Source organism: Ruminococcus flavefaciens ND2009 (assembly GCF_000621785.1).
GTDB classification, from domain to species: domain Bacteria; phylum Bacillota; class Clostridia; order Oscillospirales; family Ruminococcaceae; genus Ruminococcus; species Ruminococcus flavefaciens_C.
Genome location: NZ_KK211348.1, coordinates 126,209 through 143,541, shown reverse-complemented (window position 1 = coordinate 143,541; position 17,333 = coordinate 126,209). Strand labels below are relative to the sequence as shown.

Annotated in this window: 10 protein-coding genes; all 10 read right to left on the bottom strand. The window is 47.0% G+C overall.

The window, feature by feature from the left end:
- Positions 1-46 precede the first annotated feature (46 nt).
- The gene (locus T488_RS0113475; RefSeq protein ID WP_028521254.1) at positions 47-553 is read right to left on the bottom strand and encodes a hypothetical protein; all 507 of its coding nucleotides are present in this window, start codon (positions 551-553) and stop codon (positions 47-49) included.
- An 82-nt stretch (positions 554-635) separates the two neighbouring features.
- A complete protein-coding gene (locus T488_RS0113470; RefSeq protein WP_028521253.1) occupies positions 636-1,298 on the bottom strand; it encodes an ABC transporter substrate-binding protein in 663 nt (220 codons plus the stop codon).
- Positions 1,243-1,404: a TetR/AcrR family transcriptional regulator gene (locus T488_RS20305; protein ID WP_347496318.1), complete on the bottom strand. Its 162-nt coding sequence runs from the start codon at positions 1,402-1,404 to the stop codon at positions 1,243-1,245. The genes T488_RS0113470 and T488_RS20305 overlap by 56 nt, the downstream gene beginning before the upstream one ends.
- 303 nt (positions 1,405-1,707) lie before the next feature.
- On the bottom strand, positions 1,708-2,823 hold the full coding sequence (locus tag T488_RS0113465; RefSeq protein ID WP_028521252.1) for a hypothetical protein: 1,116 nt from the start codon (positions 2,821-2,823) through the stop codon (positions 1,708-1,710).
- 12 nt (positions 2,824-2,835) lie between these two features.
- Positions 2,836-3,402 carry an RNA polymerase sigma factor gene (locus T488_RS0113460; RefSeq protein WP_028521251.1) on the bottom strand — a complete coding sequence of 189 codons (567 nt, stop codon included), beginning with the start codon at positions 3,400-3,402 and terminating at the stop codon, positions 2,836-2,838.
- Positions 3,403-3,654: 252 nt separating this feature from the next.
- Positions 3,655-5,778 (bottom strand): Mbeg1-like protein, encoded by a 2,124-nt coding sequence (locus tag T488_RS19000; protein ID WP_051536485.1) that lies wholly within the window; start codon positions 5,776-5,778, stop codon positions 3,655-3,657.
- Positions 5,771-6,478, bottom strand: coding sequence for a hypothetical protein (locus tag T488_RS0113450; RefSeq protein ID WP_028521250.1), 708 nt, complete (start codon positions 6,476-6,478; stop codon positions 5,771-5,773). The genes T488_RS19000 and T488_RS0113450 overlap by 8 nt, the downstream gene beginning before the upstream one ends.
- Positions 6,479-6,705: 227 nt before the next feature.
- Positions 6,706-11,163, bottom strand: coding sequence for an FMN-binding protein (locus T488_RS0113445; protein ID WP_028521249.1), 4,458 nt, complete (start codon positions 11,161-11,163; stop codon positions 6,706-6,708).
- A gap of 166 nt (positions 11,164-11,329) precedes the next feature.
- A complete protein-coding gene (locus T488_RS0113440; protein ID WP_028521248.1) occupies positions 11,330-14,122 on the bottom strand; it encodes a CotH kinase family protein in 2,793 nt (930 codons plus the stop codon).
- A 239-nt stretch (positions 14,123-14,361) separates the two neighbouring features.
- Complete coding sequence (locus T488_RS0113435) at positions 14,362-17,166, bottom strand: dockerin type I repeat-containing protein (protein ID WP_028521247.1); 2,805 nt, start codon at positions 17,164-17,166, stop codon at positions 14,362-14,364.
- Positions 17,167-17,333: the final 167 nt, after the last annotated feature.

Sequence of the window (17,333 nt, the reverse complement as noted above, 5' to 3'; positions counted from 1 at the left end):
GTCAGCTTTCCGGCTTTTATCATGAATTAAAATTCAGAGCTTATGATCACTCTAACGTCCAGTCATCACAGGCTCCGTTCACCCTTGCAGAGTGAAGATGTGACCTGAACTCACAGAACCAATCAGTTACGAAAGGCTGTGATGAGACGATGTCAATATCAGTCTTGTCCAGAAACATATTATCATCACAGCTCCATTCATACTGAAATAATGCATCGGGATATTTTTTCATGTACTCTGCTGTTATAGCAAGTATCATATCCGAATTCATGCTTTCGGGTCCGTAGCGTTCATCGTCCCAAATGAAGTCAAAAAACACCTCTCGGTAATAATCCGTTCCGTTTATAGTATATATCGGATGATCCTCACGGCTCACCCAGAGATTAACGCCTTTTTCATCGTCGCCCTTCGGGTGCATATATACCGACCGGTCATTCTTTTCTGCTTTTATTTGAAACCCCAGCGGACTGATGATCTCCAGAAATTCCGACACACGCTCCCCGGTGGTCATTTCGCTCTTGTGCGGGCGAAGTATCTGCGCTGATGAACCCATATTATTCTCCTAACGTTTTTTCTAACTCAGATTATACATCACATCAGCAGCAATGTCAACACCTCACCGCCAAGGCAAACGATCACTTCAGCTTTACAGCAGCTACATCAACATGATTCGGAATGCTGTTGAAGGTATAGGAAGCTATTTTATCACTGTTATATACCACATACTCATTTCTGTAATTCAGCGGTATTACAACGCTGCTTTCATTGGCAGAATCCAGAGCCTTTGTGAATATCTCCTGTATCTTTTCATTGTCATCGTAGGTATAAAGTCCCTTGATAAGCTCCTTTGCTTCATCATCGGACATGGTGGCAAGTGCCTTTGCTACCTGCGGATCGGTGGAATAAATACCGTCAGCCGACGTGTAATCATTAGACGGATACATATTCGCCACAAAAGTGTACGGATCATATGGGAACCAGTAGCTTATATATGCGGTCAGCTCATAATCCACCTGCGAAAAGATCTTGTCAAAGAACGTCATAAGATCCAGAGGTTCTGTCTTTATCTCTATCCCCAGTTCCTGCATAGTCTGCTGATAGTAAAGTACCACGTCATCATATACACCTGTTGCAGGGTATGTAATGGTATAGGAAAGTTCAGTGCCGTCCTTATCACGGACTCCGTTGCCGTCAGAATCCTTCCAGCCGTTATCTTCAAGCAGCTTGACTGCCGCATCGAAATCATATCCGGGCGTTCTGGTAGCGAGTGTAAATGGCGCGGGGAGTCGTACCCGCATTTTCTGCGATAGTTCGCATGGATGCACCGTTATAGCCATTTGTCAGGAATTCATGCATAGCATATTCCAGCAATTTTTCGGTCACACCCGGAGTCCGGTTCGCCATAAGCACCTCCAACATTTGAAACAGTGATGTGAAACGCCGTTGCGCAACACTGTTTCACATTATAACAGAGAGTTTTCCGTTTGACAAGAGGTGATATGAAATTTTAAGATATTTCCAAATTCTGATATATACAAAACGATCTTGATGTGCAGATTTCCTATTTTCAAAAGAATTTCCGCCTGTGAACAAAGTTCAGTGCGATAACAGCCATAATGCGGTTACTTAGTTCACAGCAATAAAAAAGCAAGCAGCCGTTTCCGAAAAAAGGCTGCTTGCTTTCTTTGTTATCTTATAGAGGAGTTCTCATGAATACTGTATATTTGTTTCTGTTTTATCTATTCTCCAGTCCTGAGCACCTTCATCAAATACTATGCTGAATATTACCTCACCGCGTGTGTCTCCGAACATAGCATTTGCATTGTTGCGGAACTTTCTTTTAAGTGTGAAAGACTTTTCGGTAACGTTTGTTATCTCCAGCTGATCGTCTGTCCAGTGATCGGTATTATCATATGATGTATACAGGGCTCTCTGGTATAATTCGCCGTTATACTCGATATATACGCAATTACGATCCATTGTCATATCGGAACCGTCTGTGAACGAGGGACCGAATAATTCAAAGTCATCGGGATACTGATTATAAGGATCATAGAAAGGATCAAAATCAGCAGTATAGTAAGAATAGTAATACTCCTTTAATTCCTCCATATTCCTGTCTGCAAGCTCCTTGAACATACACTTGTCGTACTCTATATTCATCGGATCTCCTGATGTATTATCGGGCGTTTCAAACCTAACGTGTACTGTATGTTCATAATCGGCAGACTGACGCACCGAACGGCCGAACAGGTATGCATAATCCCAGTAGTTATCGGTAAGTCTGTGTGCAGCCTCCTCGGGAATGGGAGAATTTTCCACATTCAGAGCAGTGGTAGTCTCAACATCCGCAGCCCCAGCAGAGGTAGTGGTGGTTATAGTTGTTGTTCCGGTCACTTCTGTTACAGCACCGCTTACTGCTTTCTGTGTACCGGTTGTTGTCTCAACAGATGCAGCTTCGGTGGTAACTGTCCCTGTTACATAAGTGGTAACTTCTTCCGCGATCGACGAATTCGGTGTAGGAGCTGTTGACTTCATGTTGTGAAGCAGATAGCTTCCTCCGCCTATACCGCCTGCCATCAGCACAACTGCTGCTGCCATGCCTGCGAATTTTATCCATCTCGGACGATTGTAGATCTCTACGCCCTTTACACTGTTATCGTTCTCGGTAAGATCTGCATTTGTATCATTCATTTTCTCTTTAGCCATATTAAACATCCTCTCTTTAGCTGAATCTGACAGGGATGGATACTCTTTTGCAACTCTGTCTGCTGTTTCAAGATCAATGTCAAGTCCATTGAGCAGCTCATCATTTTTCTTCATATACATCTCTCCTTAATAATTAATACCAACTTCGCAAAGCATTTTTTTGAGCTTTTCTCTCGCTCTTACGCTTCGCTTCTGCACTGCGGCGGCTGTCATGGAGATCGCTTTCCCTATTTCAGCCACTGTCATGTTGTAATAGTATTGTTTTATTATTATCGTTGTATCAGGTTCGCCTAATTCTTTTATTTTGTCAAGGAGTATATGATTCCGTTCTGATACTTCAGAAGATTCGATTATATTTTCTGAAGAAGGGAGCTCAGGAAAGTCTTCATCGTCGGAAGATACGGTAGTATCCGCTTTTTTGCTCAGTCTCCTGAACATATCTATCGCCTTGCGTTTTGCGATAACTCCGATAAAACCCTTGAGGTCGCCCTGTCCTTCTCCGAGAGAGTCCGTTTTTCTGAACACCTCGGCAAATACATCACTGACACATTCTTCTATGTCTTCATTGCGTCCGCAGGTCCTTAGTCTGGCGGCTGCTATAACATAAACATAATTACAGTATTCATCGAAGATCGCTTTCATACATTCATGGGGAGAGTCTTTCATCTGCTTTTTAAGCTCCCAGTCAGTCATATCAATTCCTCCTTATGTTTTTCAGCAATTGCTTTCATAATATACACTCGTTCACAGTTTATGGGGTAGGACATTTTTCTGAAAAAAATCCGAAAAAAATTTTTTTACCCTGTTTAACGCTGAAACTCACTGTCTTAAAACAGTATATCATATATATAAGCTCCGTTCAAGCAGGAATAATAAAAAGGGAGCAGCTGCAAGCGAGCTGCTCCCTTTATGATCTCTTTTGTACTAAAAAGTGTTCCCGTTCCTTTACTGTTTTATCAGGAAATAGGCTCCGTCATTTTCAACTATGCTATAGCGTCCGCCGTTTATCTCAAGAGCGAATCTGTCACAGCGGAAGCCCTCTATCCTTATGCTGTCATCTGTGCCTCTTACACTGATGATGAGACCGCCGCTGCCATCGGAAGCAAGAAGCAGATCCTCAGCTGAGATGCCTGTGAGCTCGATGGTCTCGCTGCCCTCGGGATCGCTGATAACGTCCCTGCCGAAGCCCCGTGCGAAAACATATCTGTCATCGCCTGCTCCGCCGTTGAGCGTGTCATCGCCTGTACCGCCCTCAAGTATGTCATTGCCTACGCCGCCGAAGAGCACATCATTGCCCTCGTCACCGTGGAGATCATCGTCTCCCGAGCCGCCATTAAGGTAGTCATCGTCCTCTCCGCCAACAAGGTGATCGTTGCCGCTGTCACCGTAGAGATTGTCTTTGCCGCCCTTTCCGTAGAGTCTGTCGTCCCCGTCGCCGCCGTAAATATCGTCATCGCCGCCCCAGCCGTGTATGCTGTCATCTCCGCCGAAGCCCTCTATTATCTCAGCCACGTCTTCTCCCAGGATATGGTCGGCTTTCTGAGTACCCTTTCTGCTGCGTTTGCCTCCCGAAGCCTTTGAAGTCTCTGCCTTTTTGCCGTTATTTGCAATGCGCACGCTCTCCTGAAGCGCAAGATACTTCTTCAGCACCGACTTTATCACCATGACCGCGATACCTGCAAGGAAGCCTGCCTTCTTTATATAAGAGATGACCATATTGACCGCAATGAGCTGACCTTTGATTATAAGTCCCAGCTCGTCGGAGAATCTGCCCGAGACTGCTCTTCCTACATTATAGGCATTCTGCTCCGCATCATCGCAGAGTGTCTCTAAGGCAAGTGCTGCGCCGATGTAGTAGAACTTGAGAATATCGGGCTCTGACATGATAAGGGCTATCTTATCGCTTGTCGGCGCTGATGACATTGAGCTGTCAGCGTTCTTGCAGTTGGGGACCACGATCACCTTGAATATGATGTCCTCACCTGCCTCGCTGCCCACATGGGATACCAGCGGAATGATTATCTCATAGAGATTTGTGATGAAGCCGATGCCCTCATCAAGTGTTGCCATTTCGCCGTTGAGACCCCGGGGAGAACTGCTGCCGCCGAGGAACTGCTCGGAAATTGTCATGAGAGACCTGCATATCTCTTCCCTCTCCTTCTGCGGAAGGGTCATGATATTGGCGTTTATCTCTTTTGCGCAGACTGCCAGCTCACGCTGCTTTGTGGTCTGCTCGTTGAAGTCATTGGTGTTAAAGTTGAAAATATAGCGTATAAGTCCCTTTTCCGTGTCGCTGCTATTGTCGGGAACTATGGAATGAGCACCGTTCATATCCGTGACATCGGTGGCAGTCTTTATGTAAATGGTGTTGTCGCCGGGAATTATCTTCCTGCCGAGAACGTTTACGTAATCGTTGTCGCCGCAGATTGAGTACATCCTGCCGCAAAGCTCCGAGGAGATACTGTCCGGGTAGTTTATACTGCTGAGAAATTCGGGAGAAAAGCCCTGTCCGTCAAAGGATATGCAGCTGTTTATCCTGCTTTTGTACTTCGAGGTAAGCATGATATACTGCGCAAGATTTCCGCCCTTGGAGTGACCTGTCAGTATCACCCTTACGTCCTCAGAGGGAGAAAGCTCCGCCATCATATCGTCGAAATAGCGCAGAGCCACCTTCTGATACTCCGAGGCAACATTTGCAAGGGCATCGCCGTTGTCATACCATCTTCCGTTGCCTGTGCCGCGGAACACCACATATATCACGGAGCTGTCGGGACTGCGGAATGAAGCCCCATAAGCGCCTATATACTTTCCGTCCATATTATCGGAATAGCTTATGAGCTCATACTCTCCGAAGCCTTTGTTGCCGCTGTGCTCAAGGCTTCTGCGCACCATTGACAGCGCCGCCTGCTGATACTCCTCAAGTCCGCTCATGCTTATCTGCTGAGTTATACTGCGGAGGGTAAGTGCCTTTTCGCTCTTTATGCACTTGCTTACGTACATGAAGGTATTGAGTATTATTGACATTCTTGCTTCGTCTTTTATGCCATGTTTTTCAAAGAAATCAGCCATTTGCGTTGACCTCCCACTTTCTTTCGGTTATATTGAAGTTATCGTCCATTCCCACGGTACAGTCTGCAAGGATATGATCCCTGTCCAGCTCCTTCGGTGAAGATGTGTCCCTGTAGACACCGTTGTCGTCCATATATGCGATATAGAAATAACAGCCTGTTTTCTCCTCTGCCAGCTTATCCATAAGCTCATCCAGCTGCTCGTCCTTTTTGCTAAGATCCTGTCCCTCGGGAAGAAGCAGATACCAGTAGAACTTCCCTCCCCTGAGCATATCGCCGACAGAAGAATCCTTTCCAATATCCGCAGGCAGTACTCCCCTGTCGTCGGGAACGTAAAAGCTCCTGCAATCGCCGTAAATGTCCTCAGCCATATCCGTAAGATATGTGACAGCCTCATTCCTGAACCAATATGCCATGAAGTTGTCTCTGTCCTCGGTCTTTCCGTCAAAAACTCCGTGAACAGCATATATTCTTTCATTGGGGAAGCTCTCAGACCGCACATAGACCGCACAGTGGTCCGCGGAAAAATTACCGCCCCCTGCGTCCTCAATAAGTGTAAAGGACTCGCCGTACTTTTTTTCAAGCCCCTTTATCAGCTCCTGTCTGCTGTCACTTTCGGAAGCAACTGCACAGCCCCACAGCATTGCAGCCGAGGTCAGCACTGCCGTTACAGCAGAAGCGCACTGTTTTATCCTTTTCATCTCTATCTCCTGTAATTATCGTCAAGGGTCTGCAACTCATGCAGAAGCCCTGTTTGTCCGAAAATATCATATCCCTATTTTGCCATATTATTGCGCTTTTGTCAAGGGCAAAAGCAGCTCAGCCATATAAAACATGAACGGGAACAGCTCTGAGCGAGTTGTTCCCGTTTTATCGTCATATTCCGATGTTAAGCAGCGATCTCTGCTCTTGTCACTGTCATCGTTTTTTACTGTTTATCTTCGCGGCGGCGAAACCTCTCCGAAGCTCTGACTGCAAATGCGCCTGTTACCATAAACATTACCGCGCCAAGGAGAATAAGCAGGTTTGTCACCGAGTTATTGCCTGTCTGGGGCAGATCAACAGCCTTGCCCTCAGAATCCGTGCCCTTTCCTGTCTTTGGATCAACAGTATATTTGTCAAGCACCTTGCCTGTTTTGTCGGTGATGGTTATTTCGCGTTCACCCTTATCATTGCCGGTGATAGCGGCTTTTGTGTCCTTTACGCCGTTCTTCTTCTGATAGTCCTTTTCCGCCCATTCGCAAAGCTCCTCATCTGAAGCAATATCCGGCTTTTCTTCAGCATTTTCCTCAACAAACACGGGAGAGCTTTCAGCCTTTACCCAGCTGTTAAGGTCTGAGCCGTCATTGGTATAGAAGAGCTGATGTGAAAGACCTTCCTTATTGTTTTCGGTCATATCCTCAAGGTATGCGCTTACCTCACCGAGAACTGCCGTCATATTCTTCTTATTTGCATTGAGAGTCTCAGCAAATCCCTCTGAAGCCATCTCCTCTGCTGTTACGGCTGAGACCGTTATCTCGCCGCCCACAAGAGTTCCCGATGCCTTCTTCTCTGTTATTTCCTTGCCTGCTGCCTTATATACGGCGCTGCTGTTGAAGTAGCAGCAGTGGTCTGCTGCGATGCCTGCGCTGCGTCCGTTGATACCGCCGATATCCACAGTCGTGATAAGTGACTCAACATTTCCGCGGGTATAGCAGTTGATGTTGGTACCGCCTGACATACCTGTGAGACCGCCCACCATATCCTTGTTGTTGCTCTCGGCATTTGCACTGATATTTCCGAGGGTACAGCAGTTCACCTGCGCGGAACGGTTTGTCATTCCTGCCAGACCGCCTGCATATACGGAAGACGTTCCCGTTGCAGCGTTTATCTCAACATCTGTACAGCAGTCTGTGACAGTGCCGCGGAGCGTACTTCCCACAAGTCCGCCTACTCTCGCGAAGGACTCCTTTGTTTTGGCGTTTATGCTGCCCTCGGCGGAGCAGTTGTCGATAACGAATCCGTTCTGTGCCCATGCAATAAGTCCGCCAACGTTAGCCTCATAGCGCGACTCAACATTTATGGAAATATTGGTGAGTCTGATATTTCTGATGTTTACCAGTCTCTCGCCCTCCCCGGGAGTGAGGTTGGTTTCATGCTCACCTGCTGCAAGACCGAAGAGTCCCGCAAGGTAAATATCGGCAGGAGCTTCCTTGCTTCCGATAGTAAGACCGGATATTGTATGGTTTCTTCCGTCAAAGTTCCCACGGAATGGGTATACCGAGAATGTGGTTTTCTGACCCTTTATCTCTGCCTGTACAGCGTGACCGATAGGGAGCCAGTCGCCGCCTGTAAGGGCAATATCGCTGTCAAGGGCGAACCAGATGTTCTCCCAGTCCACCTCCTCGTTCATAGCCTCTGCAACATAGCGAAGCTGAGACTCTGTCTTTATAAGGTAAGGCTCCTGCTCTGTACCCTTGCCGCCTGCAAATACGGAAACGTCCGCAGGTGCGTATGAAGTCTTGTCGTTGTATGTGGACTTGTCCTTAGCTGTCTGAAGTGCAGCTTCATAAGCCTCACCCTCTGTGGAACCGTCAGATGAAACGATCTTTGTTATTTCACCGTCATTGACAGTGATGGTGACCGTTACCTTCTTATCATCGTCCCTGCCGTACCATGTACCATCGTTGAGCTTCAGCTCGGGCTTTTTCACGATCTCAGCCTCGGGCTGTACATAAAAAGCCTCTGCATAGTCTTCTGCAAATGTGACCTCGTTATCGAACTTCCATGCCTTCAGTGAATTATTTGTGATACCGAACTGTGTCAGCTCAACAGGGAAAGCAGCAAAGTTGCCGTTAAGCTTATCTGCAAGTCCGCTGAAGCTCTTTGAAGTGTATGCCTCGTTATTGAAAACGACGCCGCCTGTGTATGTCATTCCCTCTTCGCTTACGCCCGAGGAAACTCTCGTTCCCACATCGGCAACGGGATCAACGATAGTGTCGCCGATCTTCATTACAGCTTCGAAATTGTAATAGCAGTCATAGGTATGACCGATACCTGTTATCCAGCCTGATACAGCACCTGTATATGTGGAGTAATCATTGGTCTCGTGGCCGCCGTTTCCGTAGCAGTTTACCAGATAGCCAGCATTTACAGCTACAAGAGAGCTTACTGTTGCCATACCCTCGTCCTCGCGGTTTCCGCTTCCGTAAACATTTCCGAGAGTGTAGCAGTTTGCTACCAGTCCTCTGTTCACAAGTGCGGCGATACCGCCTGTTTCGCCGAATGCTGCACCTGTTTTTACGGTGCAGGAGGCATCAACATCTGATCTGCAGTTTATAATGGCTCCCTTGTAAACATATGCTGCGATACCGCCCACAAAGTTGTTGCCTTTTTCTGAGGTCAGTGTTATTTTGCCCTCAACCGAGCAGCCGTCCACGACAGCGCCCTTATAGCCGTTGTCCTCGGACTGCATTACAGCTGTAATACCGCCTGCATAAGCGCTTTTGCCGTATGAAACGTTGATAAGCACATCGGTGAGCACAACGTTCTTGACTACGGCATCAGTACCGAGACCTGTGAAAAATCCGATGTAATTCTCGCCCTCGGCAAGCTGCTTTGCTGTATCAGCACTGCCGACGTTCATGCCCTTTACAGTGTGACCCTTACCGTCAAAGCTGCCGTTGAAAACATACTCGCAGTCGCCTATTGAAGTCCACTCCCTGTCGGAAATGTCAATATCCTCTGCAAGCTCGATGAATGTTCCCGTGTAGTCGATATGCTCGGACAGCGAGCCTGCAAATCCGCTGAGCTGATCTGCTGTTCTGAGAATATAGGGCGACTCCTTTGTGCCCTCGCCCGAGTCAAATATTGACGCATCTATCACATCATTTATGAACACCTCATCGGAAAGAGTAAGCTTTCCATCGTCTGAGAGCTTCCACAGTCTGAACTCAGTTTCCGTATCCCCGAGAGCCCTTGAAATATCATAGAGATTTTCGTTGAGCACCTCTGCAAATTCGCTGCTGTTAATATCATCTGCCTTTTCAGCAGTAAATGTGCCCTCTGCGTTCATGGAGCCTGCGCCGTGAGAAACAGCATCAATTGCCGATACTTCTCCTGCTTCGTTCATATAGCGCAGTTCAGCGCCTGATGCAGAATAATCATACTTTCCGGAAGCAGCAGGCATAAGTGCTCCGTCGATGATACCTGCGCAGTTTGCAGCATCAGCCTGTGCAATGGTCCCCACTGTTACATTTCCCGAAGAAATGCAGTTGTACTGCTCAGAGGTCATCATTCCAACAACTCCGCCTGCATAGAGGGAGAATCCGCTTTTTGTCACCACGGTTATATCGCCCTTATTAGCGCAGTTCAGCACATATGTATCATTGCCTGTCATGGAAGCGATACCGCCGCCGTATGCGATCTTTGAGCCTGCTGATGAATAAACTGCGGTATCAGAAATGCAGTTTGAAAGGATAGCATTGCCCGAAGCTCTGCCAACTACTCCGCCTGTCATTACCATTGCCGCATCAGTCTCAGCTGATACGGAACCGCTGACAGAGCAGCTGTCTATTACTGCGCGTCCTTCTGCCTTTGAGACAGCATTGCTGGTGACATCTCCTGTTATTCCGCCAGCTCTTACTACCTTTTCGCCAGACACCTTAATGTTTACGTCTTCCAGCTTTACGCCCGAGACCTTAGCAGTGCTCAGCAGGGTGGAGAAAAGTCCCACATTGCTCTCGTCGGCATAGGGAGAATCCTCTCCCGTAACGATGGTGAGTCCCTTTACGATGTGTCTCCGTCCGTTGAAATCACCGGCAAAGATCTTATCGAGGTTTTTAGCCGCAGCTCCCTCGGCACCAATGGGGTTCCAGTTTTCTGTATCGGACAGGTCTATGTCCTCATCAAGGACGATATATCTGCCCAGGTAGTTTTCGCCCTCATCGACGCTTTTTGCAAAGCCCGAAAGCTGTGCTGCGGACTTTATAACAAAGGGATCCTCTGCACTTCCGCTGCCGCCCTCAAAACACTCGGGAGCAGCACTTTTTGCAAGGGCATTTTCCACCGCCTTTTTGATACCCTCGCTGCTGTAGGTAGCACCGCTGACTGAGTCTACGCCCTCAGTGCCGTTGGCAGCGATGATCTCGGGGATCAGCTTCTCCGCTTCCTTCCAGTATGCGGGAGTTTCGTTCTGGTCTGTAACCTCGACAGCTTTTATCGTGCCCTCCGAAACTGTTACCGATACTGTGATGTCGCCGTTGAAGCCAGCGGCTGTGCCCGAATAGGTGCCGTCCTTGTAAACGGTATCCGCATAGGCGGCTGTAAAATGAAGAGAATTCGTCACCAATGCCGCAGACAGTGCAGCACAGAGAAATCTCTTCTTGCTTAGTCTGTTTTTCTTCATTTCTATGACCTCACTTTATTTTAAGGATATGAGTATATTAAAATCGTTAGCATTTACTAACATTTTAATTATACCACATTGTTAACTTTCTGTCAATAGACAGCCTAATAAAAACATCTATGATAACAAAAACGGCACTTCTTTAACCGAAGTGCCGTTTATCATATCAGTTGATACAGATAAGTGAGAAATCCGAGATACGGTATGTTCCTGTTCCCTTATCCAGTCCGATAAGGAACTTGACATTGTCATCAGACTGTGTCATAGTCACTGTGTCTGTGATAGTCTGAGCGTTAGGAGTGAACATATGCTCATGATATGAGTAGCTCTTATACTCTCCGTAGCCCTGCTGGAACATCGTATAAGTATTGATATTCTGTGAGGTACTGATCTTGTAGGTCATGCGGTAGGTCTTTCCTGCCTGGAGCGAGACCGTACTGCTGCTTACCTGTGCATACTGTCCTGTCTTTGATACATTGACAGTTATGCTTCCGTCATCATTGTACTCGATAGAGCCTACACCGTCATTCATCCAGACGCTCCAGCCGAACTGATCTATCATATTCGGATCTTCCTGCCAGTTATCATTTATGCCGTAAAGGAGGTTGAGGTGGTGCTCAGCATATTTGGCTCTGTTCTTGTAGAAGTTGCGGATCATTTTAACGCAGCTGTCAAAGTTTGCGCATACGCCGAATCTGCGGAAGGTGTCGGTAACGGCAGCCTTTGTTGCAGAAGCGTAAGAGTCAATCTTTGCCGATACCTTGGAATAATCGAAGTTATCGTTCATCATCTCCTTGTAGCGGCTGTAGAACTGCTGCTTGAACTCGTTATTGCTCATCAGCTTGTTGAACAGTGAAGAGATGCTGGTGATCCTGCCTGATTTGTCCATATCCTTGAAGCAGTCACGGCGGAAGGAGCACTGTCCGTCATAGCCTGAAGAATACTCCGTATCAAAGAGCAGGAAACGCCATTTGCCGTCCATGTAGGGATTTGAAGCATCGTTCTCGTCTGAGCGCCAGATCATCCAGTTATTGCTGTTGATCATGCAGTCCCAGTTTGCAATGTAGTTTTCAAAGGCGACAAAGTCGATAAGTCCGTTTATATCCAGAGTATCGCATACTCTCCTGTAATTTGAGGGATCCGACATATTTGCGGACATAGCCCAGTTCCAGAACTGCTTGAAGTCCTGATATACAGGATCAAGTCCCGAATACTCATAGCCGTTCTTTACGGTAGTTACCCGATCGGGATCCACATGATAATGTGATTCAATGTAGTTCTCGTCAAGCTTCTCCTGCATTGAGTAGGTACCCCAGAATTCACCGTCAAGGAAGACGATATAATCCTGCTTCGCCTGTGTGCCGATAGCAAGTCCTTCTGCAAGAGACTGGTTCAGGTCATCACGGAAACGGCAGTTATCATAAGCATTTCCGCCGTTGCGTATAGTTACCTTTTTGTATTCCTTGATCTTAGCGCCGTCTGTATCTGTGGCAGCGCCCTCGAAGAAATCGTACTGCATTTTATTTGCACCGTAATCACGGCGTGCATAGAATGTCATGCTCTTCTGGGGGAATGCAGCTGTCCAGTTGCCTGCTATGCGGACTCCCACATCTTCGGTAAATTTGAGCTTGCCCTGCTCAAATACCTGTATATTGCAGGGGCGCTCCCATTCCTTGCCTTCGGAGTTATAGTTGGTGGGATTTTCGTTGCTTCCCACATCAAGATTAGGATCGAAGCTGCCGCTGTTCTTCCAGCGGTAATACTGATCGCCGATCATATATATGCCCTTTTCCTTATCGAAGAAATTACTGCTGTCAGTGGAGATCGACAGCACCTTCATATCCTTGTAATATGAAGCGGTTTTTCCGACGAAGTAGCTGTTTGTGGCAACTTCACTGTACAGTCCGCTGCTGTCCTTGCAGACCGCTCTTACGATCATGCCCTTATCAACATTATAATTCGGCGGCTCATAGCCTCTGAGCGAAATATCACGGATCGCCGCAAGCTGATTGGTATCGTTGGTATTGTTGCGAATGCTTATGCTGCCCTGATACTGTTTTGCAGAGCCCGAGGTCCGCGGATCGGAGCCGTCAAGTGTATAAAGGACCGTGCAGCCGCTGCTGCCCGAGAGTGAAAGATCGAATGCAGAGTCATAGAAGCCGCCCTCCGCCGAGAATACAGGCTTTTCCACACGATATACCACATCAGCCGAGCTGTTTGAAGCGGCGGGTGTGGGCTTCAGCAGTGCCAGACTGTCCGAACCGTCGGGCACTCTTCCGAAGGTGACATCAGTGTCAAGCTCAGGGAGCCCGACATTGTCAAGCTCTGTACCGTCAGGTGAGGTCAGATAGATAGTCTCTCCCGCAGCGCTTATTTTGAAAGCTGCGTGGAGCTCTCCTGTAGTTGAGTCCGTATCATCACAGAAAATAATGAGGTATTTTCCTGCTCCCAGGGTCGTTCCCTGAGGGAATGTGAACTTGAACCGGTTTTTGTCGCCGTCGGAAACTCCGATCCCGCTGAGGTCACATTCATTATCACCTGCATTATACAGTTCTATCCAGTCGGGCGATGAACCGTCAGCAGCCTTTATTGATTTTTTGTTTGTAGAACAGACCTCGTTGATACACAGTCCCGATGTACCGTTCTGCTGATGGGAAATGACTTTTTTTCTCATCAGACACAGGTCAAAAACGTCCCATACACCGTCATTATTAAGGTCATATTGTTTTCCGTCAAGGTTTTCATCGGTATTTTTTCCGAGCAGATGATCCTGCAAATTCTTCAGATCCTGCTGACTGAACACCGGATCCGCCGCTGCCGCAGCTGTCAGCGTGTATTTGTCTGATCTGCTGTGTGAAGCATCTTTTGTGCCGCCGTGAACAGCAGTTCCCTGAAAGGGAATCGCAGACACCGTCAGGAAAAGAGCTGTCAGACCTGACAGCAGTTTTTTATGCTTCATAAGCTTCCACCTCCTGAAAATATGAGTATTACATTTCGTGCACGTTTACACCGTAATTATATGGTATTTCGTGCGGAATGTCAATGCTTCGCATAGTGCATTTCGCGCCTATTATATAACACATTGCGCAAAAATCAGAATAGCGTCAATAACAGAAAAAGATGTAAGAGTTTTATACTCTTACATCTTTTTTCCAAGCTTATAAAACAGGATTTGCTGTCTTGCTTCTCAGTCGGTCATCACTTAGTGGGATCAAGTATCTTGATCTTATGAAGCAGGAACTCCTGTATGGTGAGAGCGTCATTGGCGGTAAGTCCCTTTACGGACCAGTCAACGTCGCCGTTGGTCTTGCCCTGGGGAGAAACAACGTACTTGTCGGGATTTGCAAGGCTCTGCATGATGAGTATAGCGTCTGCCAGATCAACATTGCCGTCGCAGTTGGTATCGCCGTATTTCACCGATGATGATTCAAATATCTTTGAATTTACCGAGCCGGAAAGTGCGATAGTCTCAACATTTATATCCTTTATATCCTTGTCAACAGTAAAGTACTTTTCGTTACCGAGCTCCTCGGCTGAGAGGATATATCCGCCTCCGCCTTTTATTGTATCGCCGAAGAACAGCACTGCTTTTTCGTCTGTTGACACCGCAATGATAACGCAGTAGGTAACGTGCTTGCCGTTGTCCTTCAATTCATATATTGAAATATCATCGGAAGTTTTGAGTGAATGTGCCTCCTGTGTTGTCTTTACAAGCCCGGGCAGATAATCTGTACCGCCTTTGAAGTCCTTGTAGGGAGAAACATACTCAAGGGTCCAGTTGCTCTTGTTCTTTGTATCAAAGACCATATCGCCGACAAGAGGAGTACGGAGGTCGTATGCTCTTACCTGATCTCCCTTTGAAGGGTGTGCAGGTCTTCTCTGACAGTCATAGCAGTAAGGGAAGGCATAGTTCTTTCTGCCCTTGAGGTCGGAATTCTCATCGCTTCCGAAGTATTTCTCGTTGCCGACTATCCTGTAGTATACGGTATAATCGCCGATCTCGGAGGCAGTAGGTATCTTTTCGCTCCATGTGCCGTTTTCCCCTATCTTGTACTGTACAGTACCGCCCGAAGCCTTACCTGCATTTACAAGCTCCTGGAGAGTTCCGTTGTATTCAAGTTCCTTTCCAGTAGGCGGTATCAGATTAGGAGTTTCCTTCTGTGCTGATGTTGTAGTCACTGGCTTTGTTGTGGTGGTAGTTGTTGTGGTAGTTGTTGTGACTTTTTTTGTTGTAGTAGTGGTATGCTTTGGAGTTGTAGTTGATGTGACCTTCTTCGTTGTAGTAGGTACTGTTACTGTAGTTCCTGCTTTGTGTGTTGTTGTAGTCGTTGTATACATATCAGGAGTCGGATCGTCCGAGAGCTGCTTTACAACGACTTCAAAATAATTCGTTAAATTGTTATGGGGCTGGATCCTGCCGTAGGGAGTTTCTGTGTTATAGTCCTTTGTATAGACTGTGCAGAGATACTCTGTGTCTCCCAGCTTGAATTTATGCTCGCCTTCTCCGCTGAACACTGCTTCTCCCTCGGAGTTAGAGATCCTGAAGCCGTGATACATATTGGGCTCAATATAGAAGTTTATGCCGTTTCCGACCTCTCCGCTGCCGCACTTTGTGGGCGGGAGCTGCGCGAGGTACAGATCAGGTGAGGTCGTAGGATATGATGTGAAGTCGATAAAGTTGTTATTCTTATCGTTCTTGTCTCCCATCTCTATATGGAGAGCCCCCTTGGTCTCGTCACGGAAATAAACATAGGAAAATCCGTCACTGAACACACCGGGACCTTCTGTAACATATATATCGTGATTTGAAGCATCAGATTCGGCTATTGAACCGAATACGCCGTAGATATATCCCGTATAGGTCAGTCCCGAATCCTTGTTGCCATATTCACCGACACAGCTTTTTCCCACACCGTGCAGGAAGCTGGTGTTGGTATTATCGATCATGTAATAGGTCTCGCTGCTGTGGTCGAGTCTGACAGCGTTGAGAGCGTGTCCGGGAACACCTACACAGAGTACGTCCTGATCCTTATCAACTATGTCATGTCCCATAGCAGCTCTGCAAAGGTCCTCGAAGGCGTGTGCCATACCGCCGCAGACGCCTGCATGGAAGCCGATAGTTGACATTGCCGAGCCTGAAAGGTTCATCATCTCGCGGCACTTTGACTGATCTGCATTATAGGGATAAAGTACACAGTAGCGTGTATTTCCTCTCATGAAGTTGACTATCTTCTCCATTTTCTGCATTCTGTTCAGCTTCGTATCATTTATGCCCTGCTTTTTAACAGCTTCCTCGGCGTAAAGATAGCCTATTTTTCTTGTATAAGGCGAGCAGGCAGCTTCGTTGATGAATTCGATCCTGCCGTTTACGCATTTGTTCTTATCGTATTCTTCCTTACTGACCATAAAGCAGTCAAGCTTGTCTTCCATAGGCGTGAACTTGTAGCCCTCGATGCCGACCAGCTCCCTGAATCTGGCAAGATCATCCGAGGTAGCATAATACGACTTGTCTATGTTGTCATAGGCATAGACCTCTGTGAGCCTTGTGTAGAGTCCGAAGGTATCGGCTCCCACTTCCTCAAGGTTATTGATGTTGACATAAAGACTTGTCATACACGGCAGATCGCAGTCAACAAGGGCTCTCTTGTGTATTTCCTTCAATGTGTTCGGCAGCTTTACGGTGGTTACCTGGACCTTGTCTGCCTTCGTCGAAATAATAACGCCCTGCTTATCGTCCCCTATTGCAGCTACGGTATAATCACCTATCTTGTCAGGTATTATGACCGTATCATGCTTACTGATATGCTTGTTTGCATCATCGTAGATCGCCTGGATAGTACACTCTCCCTTGCCCGGTGAATCAGGTACATACAGGTACGTCAGGTCACCGACGACCTTCTCGGCAGCTGCGGCTGTAGCTGTTGGCATCGGCAGCATTGAACCGTACTGCACAACAAGAGCTGCCGCCACAGATACTGCTGCGGTTTTGTTGATCAATCTCATTAAATAATCCTCCTTCAATGCCAAAAAATGTATATTTTGCTTATAATATACAAGAATTATTATATAATATAAACAGAAAAATGTCAAGTCTCTGATTCAATAATATCAAAATTCCCGTTATTACTGTCAAATAGGTCTGCTTTGGTAATATATAATACTCAATTAAT

Bases quoted from the DNA above. Each gene is read 5' to 3' on its own strand.
- T488_RS0113460 (WP_028521251.1), bottom strand. From the start codon at position 3,402: ATGACTGACTGGGAGCTTAAAAAGCAGATGAAAGACTCTCCCCATGAA.
- T488_RS20305 (WP_347496318.1), bottom strand. From the start codon at position 1,404: ATGGCGAACCGGACTCCGGGTGTGACCGAAAAATTGCTGGAATATGCT.
- T488_RS19000 (WP_051536485.1), bottom strand. From the start codon at position 5,778: ATGGCTGATTTCTTTGAAAAACATGGCATAAAAGACGAAGCAAGAATG.
- T488_RS0113470 (WP_028521253.1), bottom strand. From the start codon at position 1,298: ATGCGGGTACGACTCCCCGCGCCATTTACACTCGCTACCAGAACGCCC.
- T488_RS0113475 (WP_028521254.1), bottom strand. From the start codon at position 553: ATGGGTTCATCAGCGCAGATACTTCGCCCGCACAAGAGCGAAATGACC.
- T488_RS0113450 (WP_028521250.1), bottom strand. From the start codon at position 6,478: ATGAAAAGGATAAAACAGTGCGCTTCTGCTGTAACGGCAGTGCTGACC.
- T488_RS0113445 (WP_028521249.1), bottom strand. From the start codon at position 11,163: ATGAAGAAAAACAGACTAAGCAAGAAGAGATTTCTCTGTGCTGCACTG.
- T488_RS0113435 (WP_028521247.1), bottom strand. From the start codon at position 17,166: ATGAGATTGATCAACAAAACCGCAGCAGTATCTGTGGCGGCAGCTCTT.
- T488_RS0113465 (WP_028521252.1), bottom strand. From the start codon at position 2,823: ATGAAGAAAAATGATGAGCTGCTCAATGGACTTGACATTGATCTTGAA.
- T488_RS0113440 (WP_028521248.1), bottom strand. From the start codon at position 14,122: ATGAAGCATAAAAAACTGCTGTCAGGTCTGACAGCTCTTTTCCTGACG.